At 68.1% G+C, this 14,559-nt stretch carries 15 protein-coding genes; 5 read left to right on the top strand and 10 right to left on the bottom strand.

Translation table 11 applies throughout. The features are described from left to right. Positions 1–540 carry a DUF3280 domain-containing protein gene (locus tag LQF09_RS06700; RefSeq protein WP_002923403.1) on the bottom strand — a complete coding sequence of 180 codons (540 nt, stop codon included), beginning with the start codon at positions 538–540 and terminating at the stop codon, positions 1–3. A gap of 26 nt (positions 541–566) precedes the next feature. On the opposite strand from LQF09_RS06700, the gene LQF09_RS06695 reads away from it, so the two are divergent. Next, the gene (locus tag LQF09_RS06695; protein WP_270069511.1) at positions 567–1,562 is read left to right on the top strand and encodes an MBL fold metallo-hydrolase; all 996 of its coding nucleotides are present in this window, start codon (positions 567–569) and stop codon (positions 1,560–1,562) included. 28 nt (positions 1,563–1,590) lie between these two features. Here LQF09_RS06695 and LQF09_RS06690 read toward each other — a convergent pair whose 3' ends face one another. The 8 genes from LQF09_RS06690 to LQF09_RS06655 form a co-directional block, all read right to left on the bottom strand. Then, on the bottom strand, positions 1,591–2,133 hold the full coding sequence (locus tag LQF09_RS06690; RefSeq protein WP_037983184.1) for an SRPBCC family protein: 543 nt from the start codon (positions 2,131–2,133) through the stop codon (positions 1,591–1,593). 44 nt (positions 2,134–2,177) lie between these two features. Continuing rightward, positions 2,178–2,987, bottom strand: coding sequence for an ABC transporter permease (locus tag LQF09_RS06685; RefSeq protein WP_002923400.1), 810 nt, complete (start codon positions 2,985–2,987; stop codon positions 2,178–2,180). 92 nt (positions 2,988–3,079) lie between these two features. After that, positions 3,080–4,315, bottom strand: coding sequence for an amino acid ABC transporter substrate-binding protein (locus LQF09_RS06680; protein ID WP_270069510.1), 1,236 nt, complete (start codon positions 4,313–4,315; stop codon positions 3,080–3,082). 305 nt (positions 4,316–4,620) lie between these two features. Continuing rightward, positions 4,621–5,610 carry a PQQ-dependent catabolism-associated beta-propeller protein gene (locus LQF09_RS06675; RefSeq protein WP_002923388.1) on the bottom strand — a complete coding sequence of 330 codons (990 nt, stop codon included), beginning with the start codon at positions 5,608–5,610 and terminating at the stop codon, positions 4,621–4,623. An 89-nt stretch (positions 5,611–5,699) separates the two neighbouring features. After that, positions 5,700–6,455 carry an ABC transporter ATP-binding protein gene (locus tag LQF09_RS06670; RefSeq protein WP_270069509.1) on the bottom strand — a complete coding sequence of 252 codons (756 nt, stop codon included), beginning with the start codon at positions 6,453–6,455 and terminating at the stop codon, positions 5,700–5,702. Beyond that, complete coding sequence (locus tag LQF09_RS06665; RefSeq protein ID WP_002944301.1) at positions 6,448–7,242, bottom strand: ABC transporter ATP-binding protein; 795 nt, start codon at positions 7,240–7,242, stop codon at positions 6,448–6,450. The genes LQF09_RS06670 and LQF09_RS06665 overlap by 8 nt, the downstream gene beginning before the upstream one ends. Before the next feature lie 3 nt (positions 7,243–7,245). After that, positions 7,246–8,106 carry an ABC transporter permease gene (locus LQF09_RS06660; RefSeq protein ID WP_002944299.1) on the bottom strand — a complete coding sequence of 287 codons (861 nt, stop codon included), beginning with the start codon at positions 8,104–8,106 and terminating at the stop codon, positions 7,246–7,248. Further along, the gene (locus LQF09_RS06655) at positions 8,103–9,104 is read right to left on the bottom strand and encodes an ABC transporter substrate-binding protein (protein WP_002944298.1); all 1,002 of its coding nucleotides are present in this window, start codon (positions 9,102–9,104) and stop codon (positions 8,103–8,105) included. Before LQF09_RS06655 ends, LQF09_RS06660 begins: the two co-directional genes overlap by 4 nt. A 332-nt stretch (positions 9,105–9,436) precedes the next feature. Here LQF09_RS06655 and LQF09_RS06650 point away from each other — a divergent pair, with 332 nt between their 5' ends. From LQF09_RS06650 to LQF09_RS06635, 4 genes are all read left to right on the top strand, one after another. Further along, positions 9,437–10,129: a hypothetical protein gene (locus tag LQF09_RS06650; protein ID WP_002923376.1), complete on the top strand. Its 693-nt coding sequence runs from the start codon at positions 9,437–9,439 to the stop codon at positions 10,127–10,129. Then, entirely contained in the window at positions 10,126–11,493 is a 1,368-nt protein-coding gene (locus LQF09_RS06645; RefSeq protein WP_270069508.1) for a sensor histidine kinase, read from the top strand. Before LQF09_RS06650 ends, LQF09_RS06645 begins: the two co-directional genes overlap by 4 nt. Next, positions 11,490–12,140, top strand: coding sequence for a response regulator (locus LQF09_RS06640; protein WP_002923373.1), 651 nt, complete (start codon positions 11,490–11,492; stop codon positions 12,138–12,140). Before LQF09_RS06645 ends, LQF09_RS06640 begins: the two co-directional genes overlap by 4 nt. Positions 12,141–12,845: 705 nt before the next feature. Beyond that, a complete protein-coding gene (locus LQF09_RS06635) occupies positions 12,846–13,265 on the top strand; it encodes a DUF4395 family protein (protein ID WP_002927484.1) in 420 nt (139 codons plus the stop codon). Positions 13,266–13,398: 133 nt separating this feature from the next. On the opposite strand, the gene pqqE is transcribed toward LQF09_RS06635, so the two are convergent. Next, positions 13,399–14,553, bottom strand: coding sequence for a pyrroloquinoline quinone biosynthesis protein PqqE (gene pqqE, locus LQF09_RS06630; protein WP_270069507.1), 1,155 nt, complete (start codon positions 14,551–14,553; stop codon positions 13,399–13,401). Positions 14,554–14,559: the final 6 nt, after the last annotated feature.

Genomic DNA, 14,559 nt, shown 5'->3' with positions numbered 1-14,559 from the left:
CTACAAGCCGTAGCCCGGGTTGAGCGCACGCTTCTCGGCCATGTCGCGCACCATGAAACGCACACCGCGCAGCCAGCTTTCGTCGTTGTTGCCGCGCAGATCGACCGACTTGACCAGGGCGACACGACCGCTGGCCGCCTCGATGATCTCGATATTGACGTTGAGGATCAGGTTGCTGACCTTCTGCACCCAACCCACAGCCACATAGTCGCTGCCAAGCCCTGCGGCGAGATCGGATTTGCAATGCACGCAGCGGAACACGAATTCTGCGCTGTTGCGCACCTTGTCCACCAACGCCTGCTGGGGAGCAAGATCCACCGGCCGGTAGAGCCCGCGCTCGGCGATGAGCGCGCGGAACTCGGCGTCGATCATCTTCAGCCGCGCCTGCTGTTCGGCATCCCGGCTGCCATCCGGATGGTCCTCGAGCAGTTCGAAACCGATCATCGCCAGCGATGGCGGTGCGGCAAGGGCAACACCGCCCGCAGCGCACAGCAGCGCCGCCACGAGCAAGCGGCGAAGACGGCGTATCGTTGCATTCATGGCGTTCGTCTCCAGCAGGAGGTGGGATGAGACATTCGGACAGGCGGTGGACGTGCGGCCCTGCGGCCCTGCGGCTTGCTGCGGCATTGCTGTGCCTGATCGCGTTCTCCCCCGCAGCCGTCCTCGCGCAGCTGGACGCCGCGGCGGCCGGGCGCATGCCGCAAGGCCTGGCCGAAGGCGTCCACGTGCTCGTCGGCGATGTCGACGCACCGACGCCGGCCAACCGCGGCGAGATCGGCAACATCGGCTTCGTGGTCGGTGAGCAGGGCACGGTGGTGATCAACTGCGGGGCTTCGTATCGCCACGGTCGCGCCGTGATCGAGACGGCCGAACGCATCGGTGGCAAGCCGGTGGTGCTGGCGATCATCACCCAGCCGCTGCAGGAGTTCGTGATGGGCGCAAGCGCGTTCGCCGAACGCGGCATCCCCGTACTGAGCCATCGCGCCAGTGCCGAGCTCATCGAGGCGCGCTGCGAAACCTGTCTGCGCACGCTGCGCACGCAGCTCGGCGAGGACGAAATGGCCGGCACGCGCGTCGTGGTGCCCACACAGCGGATCGACGGCGACACCGTCGTCACCGTCGGCGGACGCGAACTGCAGCTGATCCACCCGGGCTGGGGCAGTTCGCCGGGCGACCTGATCGTACGCGACACGCGCAGCGGGATCGTCTTTGCCGGTGCGCTGGCGGGCTTCGGGCGAGTCCCGGAACTGCGCGACGGCGACATGGCGGGCTGGCTGGCCGCACTGGACAGGCTGGAAGCCCTCGCTGGGCAGGACCGCGACCTCATCGTGCCGGGCTATGGCGCACCTGCCGGCACGCACGCACTGGCCGCCCTGCGCCACTACCTGCGCGACATCGACACCCGGGTGCACGCCCTGCTCGCCGCCGGAACGCCGCTGCTGGAGGCAATCAAGGCCGCGGACCTGCCGGCCTACAGCCACTGGGCGCGCTACCCCTTGCAGCATGAGCGCAACGTGCAGCGGCGCTACCTTGCGCTCGAAAACGAATTGTTCGAGGACTGACAGGGGCGGCGCCCGCCGGCCACGGCGCTCAGCGCCCTTCCAGTTCGCGCTTGAGCGCATCGAGCCCGGCCTGGTAGACGCCGGTCACGGCAGCGATCGCAGCCGCGTCGTTCAACTCGGGCGGCGGATCATTGTTGGGAAAGCCCCGGTAGAAGGCACCGCGCCACTCGACCTTCGAGCCCTTGTCGCCGTCGGCCGTCACCGTAAGGTGGGACACGTAGTTGCTTACCGGCAGCACCGCGACGTCGCCCTTGCTGATCTTGTACGAGTAGCTCATGCGCTCGGCACTGTAGCGGGTGAGCTGCTCGCCGATGCTCGGCTCGCCCTCGCCCTTGAGGACCAGCACACGCTCCGCACCCACTTCGTTCGCCGCGGCGCCGTCGGTGCGGGCCACCGCAGGATGCCAGGACATGTCGTGGAAATTGGCGATCCGCGCCCACACCTTGTCGGCCGGCGCCGCAATGTCGATGCTGAGCTCCACCTTCTGCCGGCTCGGCCCATGCGCCCAGGCGCTGCCGACCAGCAGGCCGCACAGGGCCAGGCTCAATACGCTTCTGCGAGTGGTTGTCATGTCGTCTCCAGGAGTGGGTCTTGATGACTTGCGGGGGATGGCGTTCAGCCCGGCTTGCCGGTGCGCTTGAGCATGCCGCGCTGCGGGTCGTAGCCCCAGGCTGCAAGCAGGAAGAAGACGACCAGGCAAGCACCGACGATGGCGAGCGACTGCACCGACACCTGGCCATGGAGTGCGAAACGGATCGCCTCGACGGCGTGGGTGAAGGGGTTCCAGGTGGCGAGGAAGTGGATCACCCGCGCGCCGGACTCCTCCAGCTTCCACAACGGATAAAGCGCAGGCGAGATGAAGAACATCGGGAAGATGACGAAGTTCATCGTGCCAGCGAAGTTCTCGAGCTGACGCACATGCACCGACAACAGGAGGCCCAGCGCGCCCAGCATCATGCCGGCCAGCACCAGCACCGGCAGCGCGTAGAGCCAGCCGCCAAACGGCACGTCGACATCGAACAGCGCCGCGATGGCGAGAAAGACGTAGGCCTGCAGCACCGACAGCAGGGTGCCGGCGAGCAGCTTGCAGAACAACAGGTACCAGCGCGGCAGCGGCGCCGTGAGCAGCAGGCGCATCACCCCCATCTCGCGGTCATAGACCATCGCCAGCGAGGACTGCATGCCGTTGAACAGCAGCACCATGCCCAGCAGCCCGGGCACGATGTAGGTCTGGTAGGGGATGTAAGTGTCGTAGGGCGGGATGATGGAGACGCCGAACACGTTCTGGAAACCGGCGGCGAACACCACCAGCCACAGCAGCGGGCGCACAAGGGCGGACGCCAGCCGCCCGCCCTGGCGGACGAACTTGGCGACCTCGCGACTGGTGACCGCCTGCAGCGCAAGCAGGGCGTGGGCGAGCCTCATGCACGGCCCTCCCGGCAGCGCCAGCGTTCAATCGATCCGGGCCTGGCCTTCATGCGTCCATTCATGCATCCACTCCGTTCGGCTCTGGCGGTTCAGGGCTTGCACTGGCTGTCGCGGCGGTCGAAACCGAGCGTATCCATGTTGTTGCTCTGGTGCAGGAAGCCCTGGATGGGCGCGCGCTCGATCACCGCGTTGTGGGTGGCGATCAGCATCGGCTGGCGCAACTGGCGATCCCAGTCGCGGAAGTTGAGGCGGTTGCCCTTGAAACCGTCGATGGTGATCTCCTCGCTGCCGAGGTAGGCAACGAGCTTGTCGAAGGGCGCGTTCTCGGTGCGTACCACGGCCTCGACCACCGCCTTGACCGCGATCCACGCCGCCCAGTCGGCGCTGCCCATGTGACGCTTGGCCTGCTTGTCGAAGCGGCCAGTGAGCTGGGGTGCGCCATGGCGCGGCCAGGCCCAGTGCCAGGCCTCGGCCACCAGGCCCTCGGCGCCGATCACCGGACGCGGGCGCACGGTGTCGTAGGGCACGCTGCGCGCAAACTCGCCGTCGCTATCCGCGACGAAGACGACATCGTGATCGGCGCCGGCGGTCAACAGGCCGACATTGCCCTGCTCGCGCTGGCGCGGGTCATTGCTGAGCACGAACTCCTTCCTGGCGACGATCTTCAGGCCGAGCCGGCGCGCGGAGTTTTCGAAAGCGGCGCCGATGAGCTTGTCCTCGTCGCGTGGCCCCTGCAGCAACAGCACGTTGCGCCACTTCTTGAACACCAGGAACTGGGCCAGCGCGTCGGTCTGCATGCCGTGGTTGGGCAGGGTGTGATAGAGGTGGGCCTGGCACTGCGCCTGGCGCAGCGCGTCGTCGGCCGCAGACACATTGAACAGCAGCAGTTCGCGGCCGCGCGTCTTCGCCGCCAGCTCGGCCACCACCGGACCCGGCGCGTCGATCAGGAAGAAGCGCACGCCCTCGCCGTTGAGCCTGTCGAGTTCGGCGAGCAAGGCTGCGGCATCGGCACCCTTTGCGCGCGCGAGCTCGAAGCCCACGCCCAGGGCCTGGCCAACGAAGCGCACCTCGCGGATCGCCACCTCGGCACCGGCAAGCGGCGACCCCAGCGGACGCGACAGGGTGCGAAAAAAGGCCTTCTTGTCGTCGTAGCGCGGATCCTTGTCCAGCTCCAGGTAACCGAAGCGGATCACCTCGGCTGCCGTGGCAGCCAGGGTGAAGAGCAGCAAGCCCATCGCCAGCGCCAGATGGATGAGGCCAGCCATCGGCGGCGGACGCAGAGCGCCCGCCGCGCAAGCGAGATGCGGGGGGAAACGCAGTTTCATCTTATCGTTCTCCATCCATATTCCAGGTCAGCACCGCGGGCCTCGCAAACCAAGGTCCGACATAGGCGCGACGGTTTCCCGTGGGAGCGGCGCAAGCCGCGAGCCTTGTGTCGCGTCCACCGCCCGCATCGCCTTCAAACCCTCGCGGCTGGCGCCGCTCCTACAGCGGGAACAGGCACCGCGGCGCTCTCCCGTAGGAGCGGCGCAAGCCGCGAGCTTTTCATCGCACCCGCCGACGCCCGTCGCCTTCAAACCCTCGCGGCTGGCGCCGCTCCTACAGGGCGATGCGCGCCGCGAGCCTTACATCAGTCGTCGATCACCGCTGTGTGCGGCACGCGGCCGACCGGCACGGAACGGAGCACCTTGTTGGTCTTGGTGTCGACGATGGAGATGTCGTCGGACAGGCCATTGACGATCACCAGCATCGACTCGTCTCGGCTCAGCGTAGCGCCCCAGGCGCGGCTGCCGACGAGCACGTAGTCCTTGATCTGGCGGCTGGCGACATCGACCACGGCGAAGTGGTTGGCGCGGCCGAGGGTGACGTAGGCGGTCTTGCCATCGCGTGTCATGGTGATGCCGACCGGGGTCACCTCCTCGCTGCGGAAGCCCTTGGGCGCGAAGCTGACCGTCTCCTTGATGGTGTTGGCCTTGGCGTCGAGAATCGTCACCGAGGCGCCAAGCTCGTTGGTCACCCACACCTCGCTGCCGTCCGGGGTGTCGGCGAAGCGGCGCGGGCGGTTACCGACCACCACGTTGGCAAGGATCTCGTTGGTCGCGGTGTCGATCACGTGCACCATGTTGGCGACCTCGGAGGTCACGTACAGGCGGCTGCCATCCTTGCTGACCAGGACGCCCTCGGGCTCCTCGCCAACCTCGATGGTGGCGAGGATTTCATTCTTGGCGACGTCAACCACCGAGACCTCGGCGTCATCCTCGTTGGAAACGTAGATCTTGCTGCCGTCCTTGCTGAAATCGAACATCTCCGGGTCCTCGCCCACGTCGATGCTGCGCACCACCTCGAGTTTGGCGATGTCGATCACATCCACCCGCTCGCTGTTGCTGGCGATGACGAAGATCTGCTCGCGGTCGGCGGTCAGCTTCATGTCGCGCGGGCGTTCGCCGGTGGGGATGGTCTTGACCACCTGGAAGGTCTTGCCGTCGAGCACCGTGACCGCGTTGTCGTTCTCACTGCTGACGAAAATGTAGCCGGTGTCCTTGGCCAGGGCGGCGCCGGCGGGCAAGGCAAGCATGAGCGAGGTGGCCACTGCGCAGCCCAGGGTCTTCAGTCGGTTCATTATTGTCGTCTCCTCATTGGTCGATGGTGACCGGACCGTTCCTGGCCCGGCTGCTGCAAAAAAACGGGGCTGATCCCCGCACGAAAACATCAAGCCGGCTCTGCGGCTCCCGCGCCGGTCATGTCCAGGAAGGCTTCGGCCAGGCTGGCTCTGCCAGAGGCCTGTACCAGCGCAGCCGGCGCGCCCTCGGCGAGCAGCTCGCCACGGTGCAGTACAAGCACGCGATCGGCGGCCTCGGCCTCATCCACCAGGTGCGAAGCCCACAGCACGCCCACGCCGGTGGCCCGCAAACCCAGCACCTCGTCGAGCAGGTGGCGGCGCGAGGCCGGATCCAGACCCACCGTGGCCTCGTCCATGAGCAGCACCGAGGGGCGGTGGACCAGCGCGCGCGCCAGTTCCACCTTGCGCCGGTTGCCGCCCGAGAGCTCGCGCACACGGTCGCCGCGGCGATCGCCCAGGCCCAGGCGGGCCAGCGCGTCGTCGATGCGCGCCGCCGCCAGCCGCGGGCCGAGCCCGTGCAGGCGGGCATGGAAGACGAGGTTGGCCTCGACACTCAGATCCATGTCCAGCGTCATCTGCTGGAACACCACGCCGATGCGCCCGAGCGCGCTCACCGGCGCGACCCGCATGTCGTGGCCGCACACCTGTACCTGGCCGGCGTCGGCATTGAACAGGCCGGTGAGCAGCTGGAACAGCGTGCTCTTGCCGGCGCCGTTGGGGCCGAGCAAGGCCACGAACTCACCGGCGCACACCTGCAGGTCGACGCCCTTCAGCGCCGGCCGCGCGCCGTAGGACTTGCGCACGCCACGTACGGACAGCAACACTTCACGCGCCGAATCAGGCATGTGCATCCCCCTCGCAGTTTGCCCGTGCATGCCCGGCCAGCGGCAAGCCGCCGAGCAGGTCGGGGTGACGGGCCAGCAGCGCTTCCTGCAGCCGCCCGACCTCTGCGCAGCCCGGCTGGCGCGGGCGCGGCAATTCGACCTCATGCTCGAGCACGACGCGGGCTGGCGCAGACGACAGGAAACACACGCGATCGGCCAACGCCAGCGCCTCGCGCAAGTCGTGGGTCACGAACAGCACGCTGGCACCGCAGCGTTGCCACTGCTCGACCAGCATCTCCCGCAGTCGATTGGCGGTCGGGGTGTCGAGCGACACAAAGGGCTCGTCCATCAGCAGCAGTTGCGGTTCATTGACGAACGCCCGCGCCAGCGCGACGCGCCGCATCATGCCGCCGGAGAGCCTGCCGGGATAGGCGTCGAGCACGTCACCCAGTTCCATCGCCCGCAGCAAGGCAACGGCACGCTCGCGTACCGCAGCAGCCGCACGCGGGTCTGCCGCGCGGGCGACGAGCAGCACGTTGTCGAGCACGCTCAGCCAGGGCATCAGCCGTGGCTCCTGGAACATGAAGCCGATGTCCTCGGGAAACGCGCCGTCGAGATCGACTCGCCCGCTCATGTCGCGATCGAGCCCGCCGACGATGTTGAGCAGGGTGCTCTTGCCGCAACCCGACGGCCCCACCACGCAGACGAACTCGCCCTGGCGCACGGACAGCCGCAACCCGGACAGGGCAAGGTGCGGACGCCCGCCACGGTCCGGGTAGCGCTTGTGGTCGATCTGGATCTCAAGCATCGCTCAGCCCCTCCAACGGGTCAGCCTGCGCTCGAGCGGGCGCAGCATCCAGGCTTCGACCGTCAGCACCACCGCGGCGAAGGCCAGGGTGTAGGCAAGGATGCCGGTGATGTCGAAGAACTGGAAGAAGACATTGAGCTGGAAGCCCACGCCGTCGCTGCGGCCGAGCAACTCCACCACGAGCACGATCTTCCAGATCAGCGACAGCCCGGAGCGCGCCGCCGCCATCAGGTAGGGCACGAGCTGGGGCAGGTACACACGCAGGAAGGTCGTCCGGCGCGACAGACGGTAGGCGCGCGCGACGTCGAGCAGCTTGGGGTCCACCGCCCGCGCGCCCTCGCGCACGGTGACGATGACGGTCGGGATCTTGTTGATCGCCACGGCCAGGATGGCGGCCCAGTCGTTGAGGCCAAACCACACGTAGCACAGGATGATGGTGACCAGCGCCGGGATGTTGAGGCCGAGCACCAGCCAGGCGTCGAAGAAGGCGTCACACTGCCGCCACCGCCCCATTGCCATGCCCACCAGGGCGCCGATGAGCATCGCCGCCGTGAAGGCGACCACCACCCGGCCAAGGGTGACGGCAAGATGACCAGGGAGCGCCATCGACGCGACTTCGTCCCAGATGCGCGCCAACACTGCAGCCGGCGTGGGCAGCGTGTGGTTGTCGGCGATCAGCGCGCCGAGCTGCCAGACCAGCACGAATACGAGCAGGGAGGCAAGGCGGAGCCAGCGGTCGCGGCGGCTGGCCGGCGACACGCTCGTGGTCTGGGCCTGGTTGCGTGCGTTGGACGGCATGAAGCGTGGCGGATCGATGCTTGCCTGAGTGCCAGCCTGAGCGCGTACCTGAGGCCGCCCCGTCACTGCGCCCCTCCCCGTCGCCAGAAGGTGCCCGGCGCAAGCGCGTCGGACCTGCCGACCAGTGCCGGACCGCCTTCTGCGGCGAGGATGGCGAATACGCGGGCTGCGACACGCTCGGCCTCGCGTTCGCCATCCTCGCCATCGGCACGCGGGATCCCGGCCCGGAAGCCTTCGCGCAGGGCGATGAAGGTGTCCTCGTTCTCGGCTCGCATCAGCGGCCGCAGCGCCTCCCAGGCCGCATCCGAGGCAAGCATCAGGTCCTTGGCCGCAGCCGAGGCACGCAGGAAGCCCTCGATGGCGCCCGGATTGGCACGTGCCCAGCGCTCGCTGAACACCCAGCCCACCAGCGGCAACGCGTCCTCGATGCCCAGCCCTGCAAGGATCTGCGGCATGGTGATGAGCTCGGCCATGCCGGCCGCAGACAGGCGAGCACTGAAGTGCCAGAAGTTCATCGCCGCGGGCAGTTCGCCGCGCATGACGAGTTCATTGAGCAGGGGTGGCGCGGCAAACTGCGGGCGCACGAAGGTGGCTGCGTCCTCGCCAACCGTCCTGCGCGCATAGGCGCGCAGCAGCAGCCAGCTCTTGTCGAGCGCCCCGCCGGCAATGCCCAGGCGCTTGCCCTTGAGGTCGGCAAAGCTCGCGATACCCGCATCCGGGCGTACGCTGACGCCACCCACGGCCTGCGAGTAGGGCGAGAACACATAGTCGCGCCCCTCGCTGCGCATGCGCGAAACCCAGATCCAGTCGTTGGCGATGACATCGACCTCACCGCCCTGGATCGCTACGTTGGCCGCATCCTTGAGCGCCAGCGGAACGATGCGGATCTCGACCCCCTCGCGCTCGGCAAAGCCTTCGCGCTGCATGACGTCGAGCTCCCAGCTCACGGTACCGAACTGCAGGATGCCGACGCGCACCACCTGGCGCTCGGCTGCCACGGCCCCCGCCACCATCGCACCGCCCAGCATCAGCGCACACGCCAGCTTGCTCCAGAACCCTCGCATGAACCCGTGTCTCCATGTCCGCGCCTTTGCCTTGGGGCACAGACGCATTGTTTTTCCGACACCTGCAGATTCCGTGCCACGAAGCCGAAACGCATCACATGCGGGACACCGTCCGGCGATCTGCCCGACGCTGCGCAGTGTCGCGCGGGCGAACCTGTTCCAAATGGGAACATCAATTGTTCAATCCCGCAGCAGCACCCCACGAACGCCAGGCACCCCGACTGCGGCTATTGCGCCGCACAAGGCGCCGCGACCGGACATGCATCCAGCCGGCATGGATCCTGCATGTCCGCCCGGACACCCGAATCGCAGGACTGCCGGCCACGCGCAACATGAAGCAACAGCACGACTCGCGCCCCTCACCCGACGCGCTCACGCCGTCCGCACATCCGCCCAGCACGCTGCAGCCGGAGCGCCATGCACGCCTGGTGACACTGTCGGCCCCCGCCATGGAAGACCTCCACCGCCAGCTCGACAGCCCCTCGGTCACCGTCATCCTGACCGACAGCGCAGGCACCGTGCTGCGCGCCATCGGCACACGCCCGCGCGCGGCGGACACCATCGCGCCCCAGGGCATCGGCATCGCCGCCCCCATCCTGCCGCCCGCCGGCGGTCTGCTCGGCTTCATCGATGTCGATATTTCGCAACTCGGTTGGCTCACGCATGCCAACGCCCTGGTGCAGACGGCGGCTCGCATCATCGAGCACCGCCTGATCGAGTCCGAACCAGAAGGCTTTCTGTTGCTGCGCTTTCATCGCTACCCCGCGGTGCTCGGCACGCCGCTCGAGGCGCTGACGCTGTTCGACGCCGAAGGCTGCGTGCTCGCCGCCAATCGGGTCGCTCTTGAACTGCTGGCCTCATGCACCGAAGACGGCGCCACCGATGCGCCCGCCTGCTTCACCACCCACTGGCGAGGCATCGTCGGCTACGCCGCACTCGGCCTGCGCCAGCCCTTCACGCTGCGCGACCGCCGCGGCATGCAGTATTCCGCCCGTGCAAGCCTGCGCCGGGGAGCCCACCCATGACCGACCGCCTCCACCACGCGCCCAGCCTCAAGGCGCATATCAGCCTCGTGCTCACCGCCCTCATCGCGGTAATGATGGCGGTCACCGCCGTGGTCTGGATGCGCGAGACGCGCAATGCCATCCACGAGGAGGTGGAGGCCGCCACCCGCGTCGCCGAGCAATGGCTCAACGTGCTGATTCCCGAAACCCTGGCCGACGGCCCGCAAGCCCGCGAGCGCCTGATGCACCACCTCGAAGCGGTCGGCCGTATCCGCGCCAACCGCCTCGAAGTCTTCGACAGCCTTGGCGGGCGCCTCTACCTGTCCCCCGACTCACCGTACAAGGCCGGTCGCTTCGCCCCCGACGGCTTCGCACGCTGGGTCGAACCCACCGTGGCGCCGCGCAACCTGCCTGCGGGCGAGCTCACCATCGTGCTCACGCCGGACACCTCGCGCGCCGTGCTCGACGCCTGGGACAAGCTCACGGCCGCGCTCGGCTGGGCCGTCGCCCTGCTGATGCTGATCTGGCTCGCCACCCGGTTCGCGATCAATCGCGCGCTCGCACCGGTCGCCGAGATCCACTCGGCACTCGAACGCAGCGCACAGGGCCGCTTCGACCTGCGCCTGCCCGAATACCCTACGCGTGAGCTCGCCCTGCTCGCGCGCAGCTACAACAGGCTCGCCGACAGCCTCGACCAGAGCCTGGCCGAGAACGCCCGCCTCGAGCACGACCAGGCCCTCGCCCATGCGGTGCAACTGCGACTTGAGCAGGAACGGCGCCTGATCGCGCGCGAACTGCATGACGAGCTCGGCCAGGGCATCACCGCAGTGCGCGCCATCGCCGGCGCCATCATCCAGCGCAGCACCGACCAGCCCGGGCTCAACGGCAGCGCACAGGCCATCCTCGCCATGACCGGACAGATGCAGGAAGGCGTGCGTACCATCCTGCAGCGCCTGCGCACCAGCACCGGCGACGATGGCCTGCACGTGGAGGAAGCGATCCGCAGCTACTGCGAACTGTGGGCCAGGCATCATGGCGACATCGAGATCCAATGCACCATCGAACCCCTGGCACAGGCGGTGTCCGACGCCGTCGGCCTCACCATCCTGCGCATGGTGCAGGAGAGCCTGACCAACGTGGTGCGCCACGCCCGCGCCAGCCGCGTCGAGGTGCGGCTGGGACTGCGCGACGGCGACATCGAGATCGAGGTCATCGACAACGGGTGCGGCCTCGGCGAGAATCCGGGCCCGGGCCGCTACGGGCTGATGGGCATGCGCGAACGCGTTGCCGAGCTGCACGGCAGGCTCGAGCTCTGCCGCCCGCCGCAAGGCGGCCTGTGCGTGCGGGCCCGCCTGCCGCACCCCCTCCACACCGAACAAGGATGACCGTGCACACCCTCCAGGGCCTCCGCATCCTGCTGGCCGACGACCACGCCGCCGTGCGCATGGGTTTTCGCCTGCTGCTCGAAGGCGCGGGCGCCGAGGTGGTCGGCGAAGCCGACAGCGGCGAGAAGGCGGTGACCGCCTTCTCCGAACTGAAGCCTTCAATGCTGATGATGGACGTCTCGATGCCCGGCATCGGCGGTCTGGGCGCGCTCGAGCGCCTGCTCGCCCACCACCCCGATGCACGCGTGCTGATCCTGTCCGCACACGACGACGCCCAGATTCCCGCGCGCGCCCTGCGTGCAGGTGCCACCGGCTACCTGTCCAAGCGTGCCCAGCCCCAGGAATTGCTGCGCGCAGTCGCCACCGTGGCCCGCGGCCAACGCTACATCGACCCCGACATCGCCCCTGCGCTCGCGCTCGCGCAGTTCTCCGGTGGTCAGGATCCGGTCACCGCGCTCACCGAAAAGGAGTTCGCCGTCTTCCTGCAGCTCGCCCAAGGCCGCACGGTGGCCGAGATCGCAGACAGCCACAATCTCAGCCCCAGCACGGTGGGGACGCACCTGTATCACATCAAGCAGAAGCTCAACGTCTCCAACGCCGCCGAGCTTGCCCTGGTGGCAATCCGCAGCGGCCTTATCGAAGTCTGACCGGTCTCGAACCAGGCAAAGCTCGCGGCTGGCGCCGCTCCTACAGGAGAGCGCCGCAGCGTTTGTTCCCGCCGTAGGAGCGGCGCCAGCCGCGAGGGGTTGAAGGCGATGGGCGTGGGGCGGGTGCGATGAAAAGCTCGCGGCTGGCGCCGCTCCTACAGGAGGGCGCCGCAGCGTTTGCTCCCGCCGTAGGAGCGGCGCGAGCCGCGAGGGGTTGAAGGCGACGGGCGTGGGGCGGGTGCGATGAAAAGCTCGCGGCTGGCGCCGCTCCTACGGGAGAGTGCCGCGGTGTCCGTTCCCGCCGTAGGAGCGGCGCGAGCCGCGAGGGGTTGAAGGCGACGGGCGTGGGGCGGGTGCGATGAAAAGCTCGCGGCTGGCGCCGCTCCTACGGGAGAGCGCCGCGGTGTCTGTTCCCGCCGTAGGAGCGACGCCAGCCGCGAGGGGTTGAAGGCGATGGGCGTGGGGCGGGTGCGATGAAAAGCTCGCGGCTCGCGCCGCTCCTACGGGAGGGCGCCGCGGTGTCCCTTCCCGCCGTAGGAGCGGCGCGAGCCGCGAGGGGTTGAAGGCGACGGGCGTCGGGCGGGTGCGACGAAGGGCTCGCGGCTGGCGTCGCTCCTACGGCAGAGCCCACCGCGGCGATGCCTTGATAAATCAGAATTCGCTGATATACTTCATGACAACCCAACTTCCACTCGAGGACCTGTCATGCTGCGCTTCGACATCGCCCCCGTCTGCTCCAACGCCTATCGCTTCCAGGCCGCTGTCACCCTGGCGGTGAGCGCCATCTACTTCTTTACGCCCTACCAGTGGGTAGCGATCATCCTCGCGCTGGGCGGTGCACTGCGCGGCTTCGTGTCACCCCACAAGTGCCCGTCCTATCTCGCTTTCTCCGCCCTCACCCGCAAGCTGGGCATGGCCAAGCCGATCAACGCCGGGGCCAAGATGTTCGCCGACAAGCTGGTGGCGATCGCCGGCACGATCATGTTCGTCACCTGGCTGATGGGCTCTGAGATCGGCCTGATCCCGGCCGCCGTACTGATGGTGTTCGCCTTCATCGACCTCGTCAGCGGCTTCTGCGCGGCGTGCTGGGCCTACGCCATGTGGTACAAGGTGCGCGGCACCTGATCCGCTCCGGCGGCATCTCACACTGCATGAAGCAAAGCCCGGCCAACGTGCCGGGCTTTCTGCTTCTGCCGGCCAACACCGCAAGACAGGGCGCTAGGCCGGCATCCGCGCCCGGAGCCGGGCTGGACGGCGCTCACTTCATCCCGGCCAGCCCGGCAAGGCGCCGCCGCGACTCCTCTGGCCCGCGGAACACCAGCGGCTTCGCCACCACTGCAACCTCGCCGCGCTCGGCGCGCACCACGGCCTCCACCACCTTGTGGTGCGCGGGCGACTTGTCGCACACCGGGTCGGCTGCGGCGGGGTCGCCGGTGAGCATGAAGGCCTGGCAGCGGCAGCCGCCGAGATCCTTTTCCTGCTCCGGGCAGCTGCGACAGGGCGCCTTCATCCAGCCCTTGCCCCGATAGCGGTTGAAGCCCTCGGAGTCGAACCAGATGCTGCGCACGTCCAGGTCGCGCACATTGGGGAAGGCGAGACCGGGCAGCATGCGCGCCGTGTGGCAAGGCAAGGCGGTGCCGTCGGGGGTGACGGTGAGGAAGACGTTGCCCCAGCCGTTCATGCACTTCTTGGGCCGCGTCTCGTGATAGTCGGGCACGACGAAGAAGATGCGGATGCGCTCGCCGTAGTGCTGGCGGCGCTCGTTGGTGACGCGCTCGGCGCGCTCGATCTGTTCGCGCGAGGGCAGCAGCTGGTCGCGGTTGAGCATCGCCCACGAGTAGTACTGGCTGTTGGCGAGCTCCAGGTACTCGGCGCCGAGCTCGACCGCCATGTCGATGATGCGGTCGATGTAGTCGATGTTGAGGCGGTGGATCACGCAGTTCATCACCATCGGCCAGCCGTGGTCATTGATGGTGGCGGCCACCTTCTGCTTGAGCTCGAAGGTGCGGGTGTGCGACAGGAAGTCGTTGAGCTCCCTTGTCGAGTCCTGGAACGAGAGCTGGATGTGGTCGAGGCCGGCGTCCTTGAGCGCCCGCGCGCGCGCATCCGTGAGGCCGACGCCCGAAGTGAGCAGGTTGGTATAGAAGCCGAGCTTGTGCGCCTCCGCGACCAGCACCTCGAGGTCGTCGCGCAGCAGCGGCTCGCCGCCGGAGAAGCCGCACTGCACACTGCCCGCTGCGCGTGCCTCGCGCAGTACGCGCAGCCAGTCGTCGGTGCACAGTTCGTCCGGCGCATGGGCGAAATCGACCGGGTTGTAGCAGAACACGCAGTGCAGCGGACAGCGGTAGGTCAGCTCGGCCAGCAGCCACAGCGGCGGGCCGGGCTGGTGTTTAACGACTTCGGGCGCATTCATGGCCTC

The organism is Thauera sp. WB-2 (assembly GCF_027594845.1).
GTDB lineage: Bacteria > Pseudomonadota > Gammaproteobacteria > Burkholderiales > Rhodocyclaceae > Thauera > Thauera mechernichensis.
This window is presented reverse-complemented; position numbering and strand designations above follow the sequence as displayed.

Bases quoted from the DNA above. Each gene is read 5' to 3' on its own strand.
- LQF09_RS06675 (WP_002923388.1), bottom strand. From the start codon at position 5,610: ATGAACCGACTGAAGACCCTGGGCTGCGCAGTGGCCACCTCGCTCATG.
- LQF09_RS06690 (WP_037983184.1), bottom strand. From the start codon at position 2,133: ATGACAACCACTCGCAGAAGCGTATTGAGCCTGGCCCTGTGCGGCCTG.
- LQF09_RS06700 (WP_002923403.1), bottom strand. From the start codon at position 540: ATGAATGCAACGATACGCCGTCTTCGCCGCTTGCTCGTGGCGGCGCTG.
- LQF09_RS06685 (WP_002923400.1), bottom strand. From the start codon at position 2,987: ATGAGGCTCGCCCACGCCCTGCTTGCGCTGCAGGCGGTCACCAGTCGC.
- LQF09_RS06650 (WP_002923376.1), top strand. From the start codon at position 9,437: ATGAAGCAACAGCACGACTCGCGCCCCTCACCCGACGCGCTCACGCCG.
- LQF09_RS06645 (WP_270069508.1), top strand. From the start codon at position 10,126: ATGACCGACCGCCTCCACCACGCGCCCAGCCTCAAGGCGCATATCAGC.
- LQF09_RS06665 (WP_002944301.1), bottom strand. From the start codon at position 7,242: ATGCTTGAGATCCAGATCGACCACAAGCGCTACCCGGACCGTGGCGGG.
- LQF09_RS06695 (WP_270069511.1), top strand. From the start codon at position 567: ATGAGACATTCGGACAGGCGGTGGACGTGCGGCCCTGCGGCCCTGCGG.
- LQF09_RS06655 (WP_002944298.1), bottom strand. From the start codon at position 9,104: ATGCGAGGGTTCTGGAGCAAGCTGGCGTGTGCGCTGATGCTGGGCGGT.
- LQF09_RS06680 (WP_270069510.1), bottom strand. From the start codon at position 4,315: ATGAAACTGCGTTTCCCCCCGCATCTCGCTTGCGCGGCGGGCGCTCTG.
- LQF09_RS06670 (WP_270069509.1), bottom strand. From the start codon at position 6,455: ATGCCTGATTCGGCGCGTGAAGTGTTGCTGTCCGTACGTGGCGTGCGC.
- pqqE (WP_270069507.1), bottom strand. From the start codon at position 14,553: ATGAATGCGCCCGAAGTCGTTAAACACCAGCCCGGCCCGCCGCTGTGG.
- LQF09_RS06635 (WP_002927484.1), top strand. From the start codon at position 12,846: ATGCTGCGCTTCGACATCGCCCCCGTCTGCTCCAACGCCTATCGCTTC.
- LQF09_RS06640 (WP_002923373.1), top strand. From the start codon at position 11,490: ATGACCGTGCACACCCTCCAGGGCCTCCGCATCCTGCTGGCCGACGAC.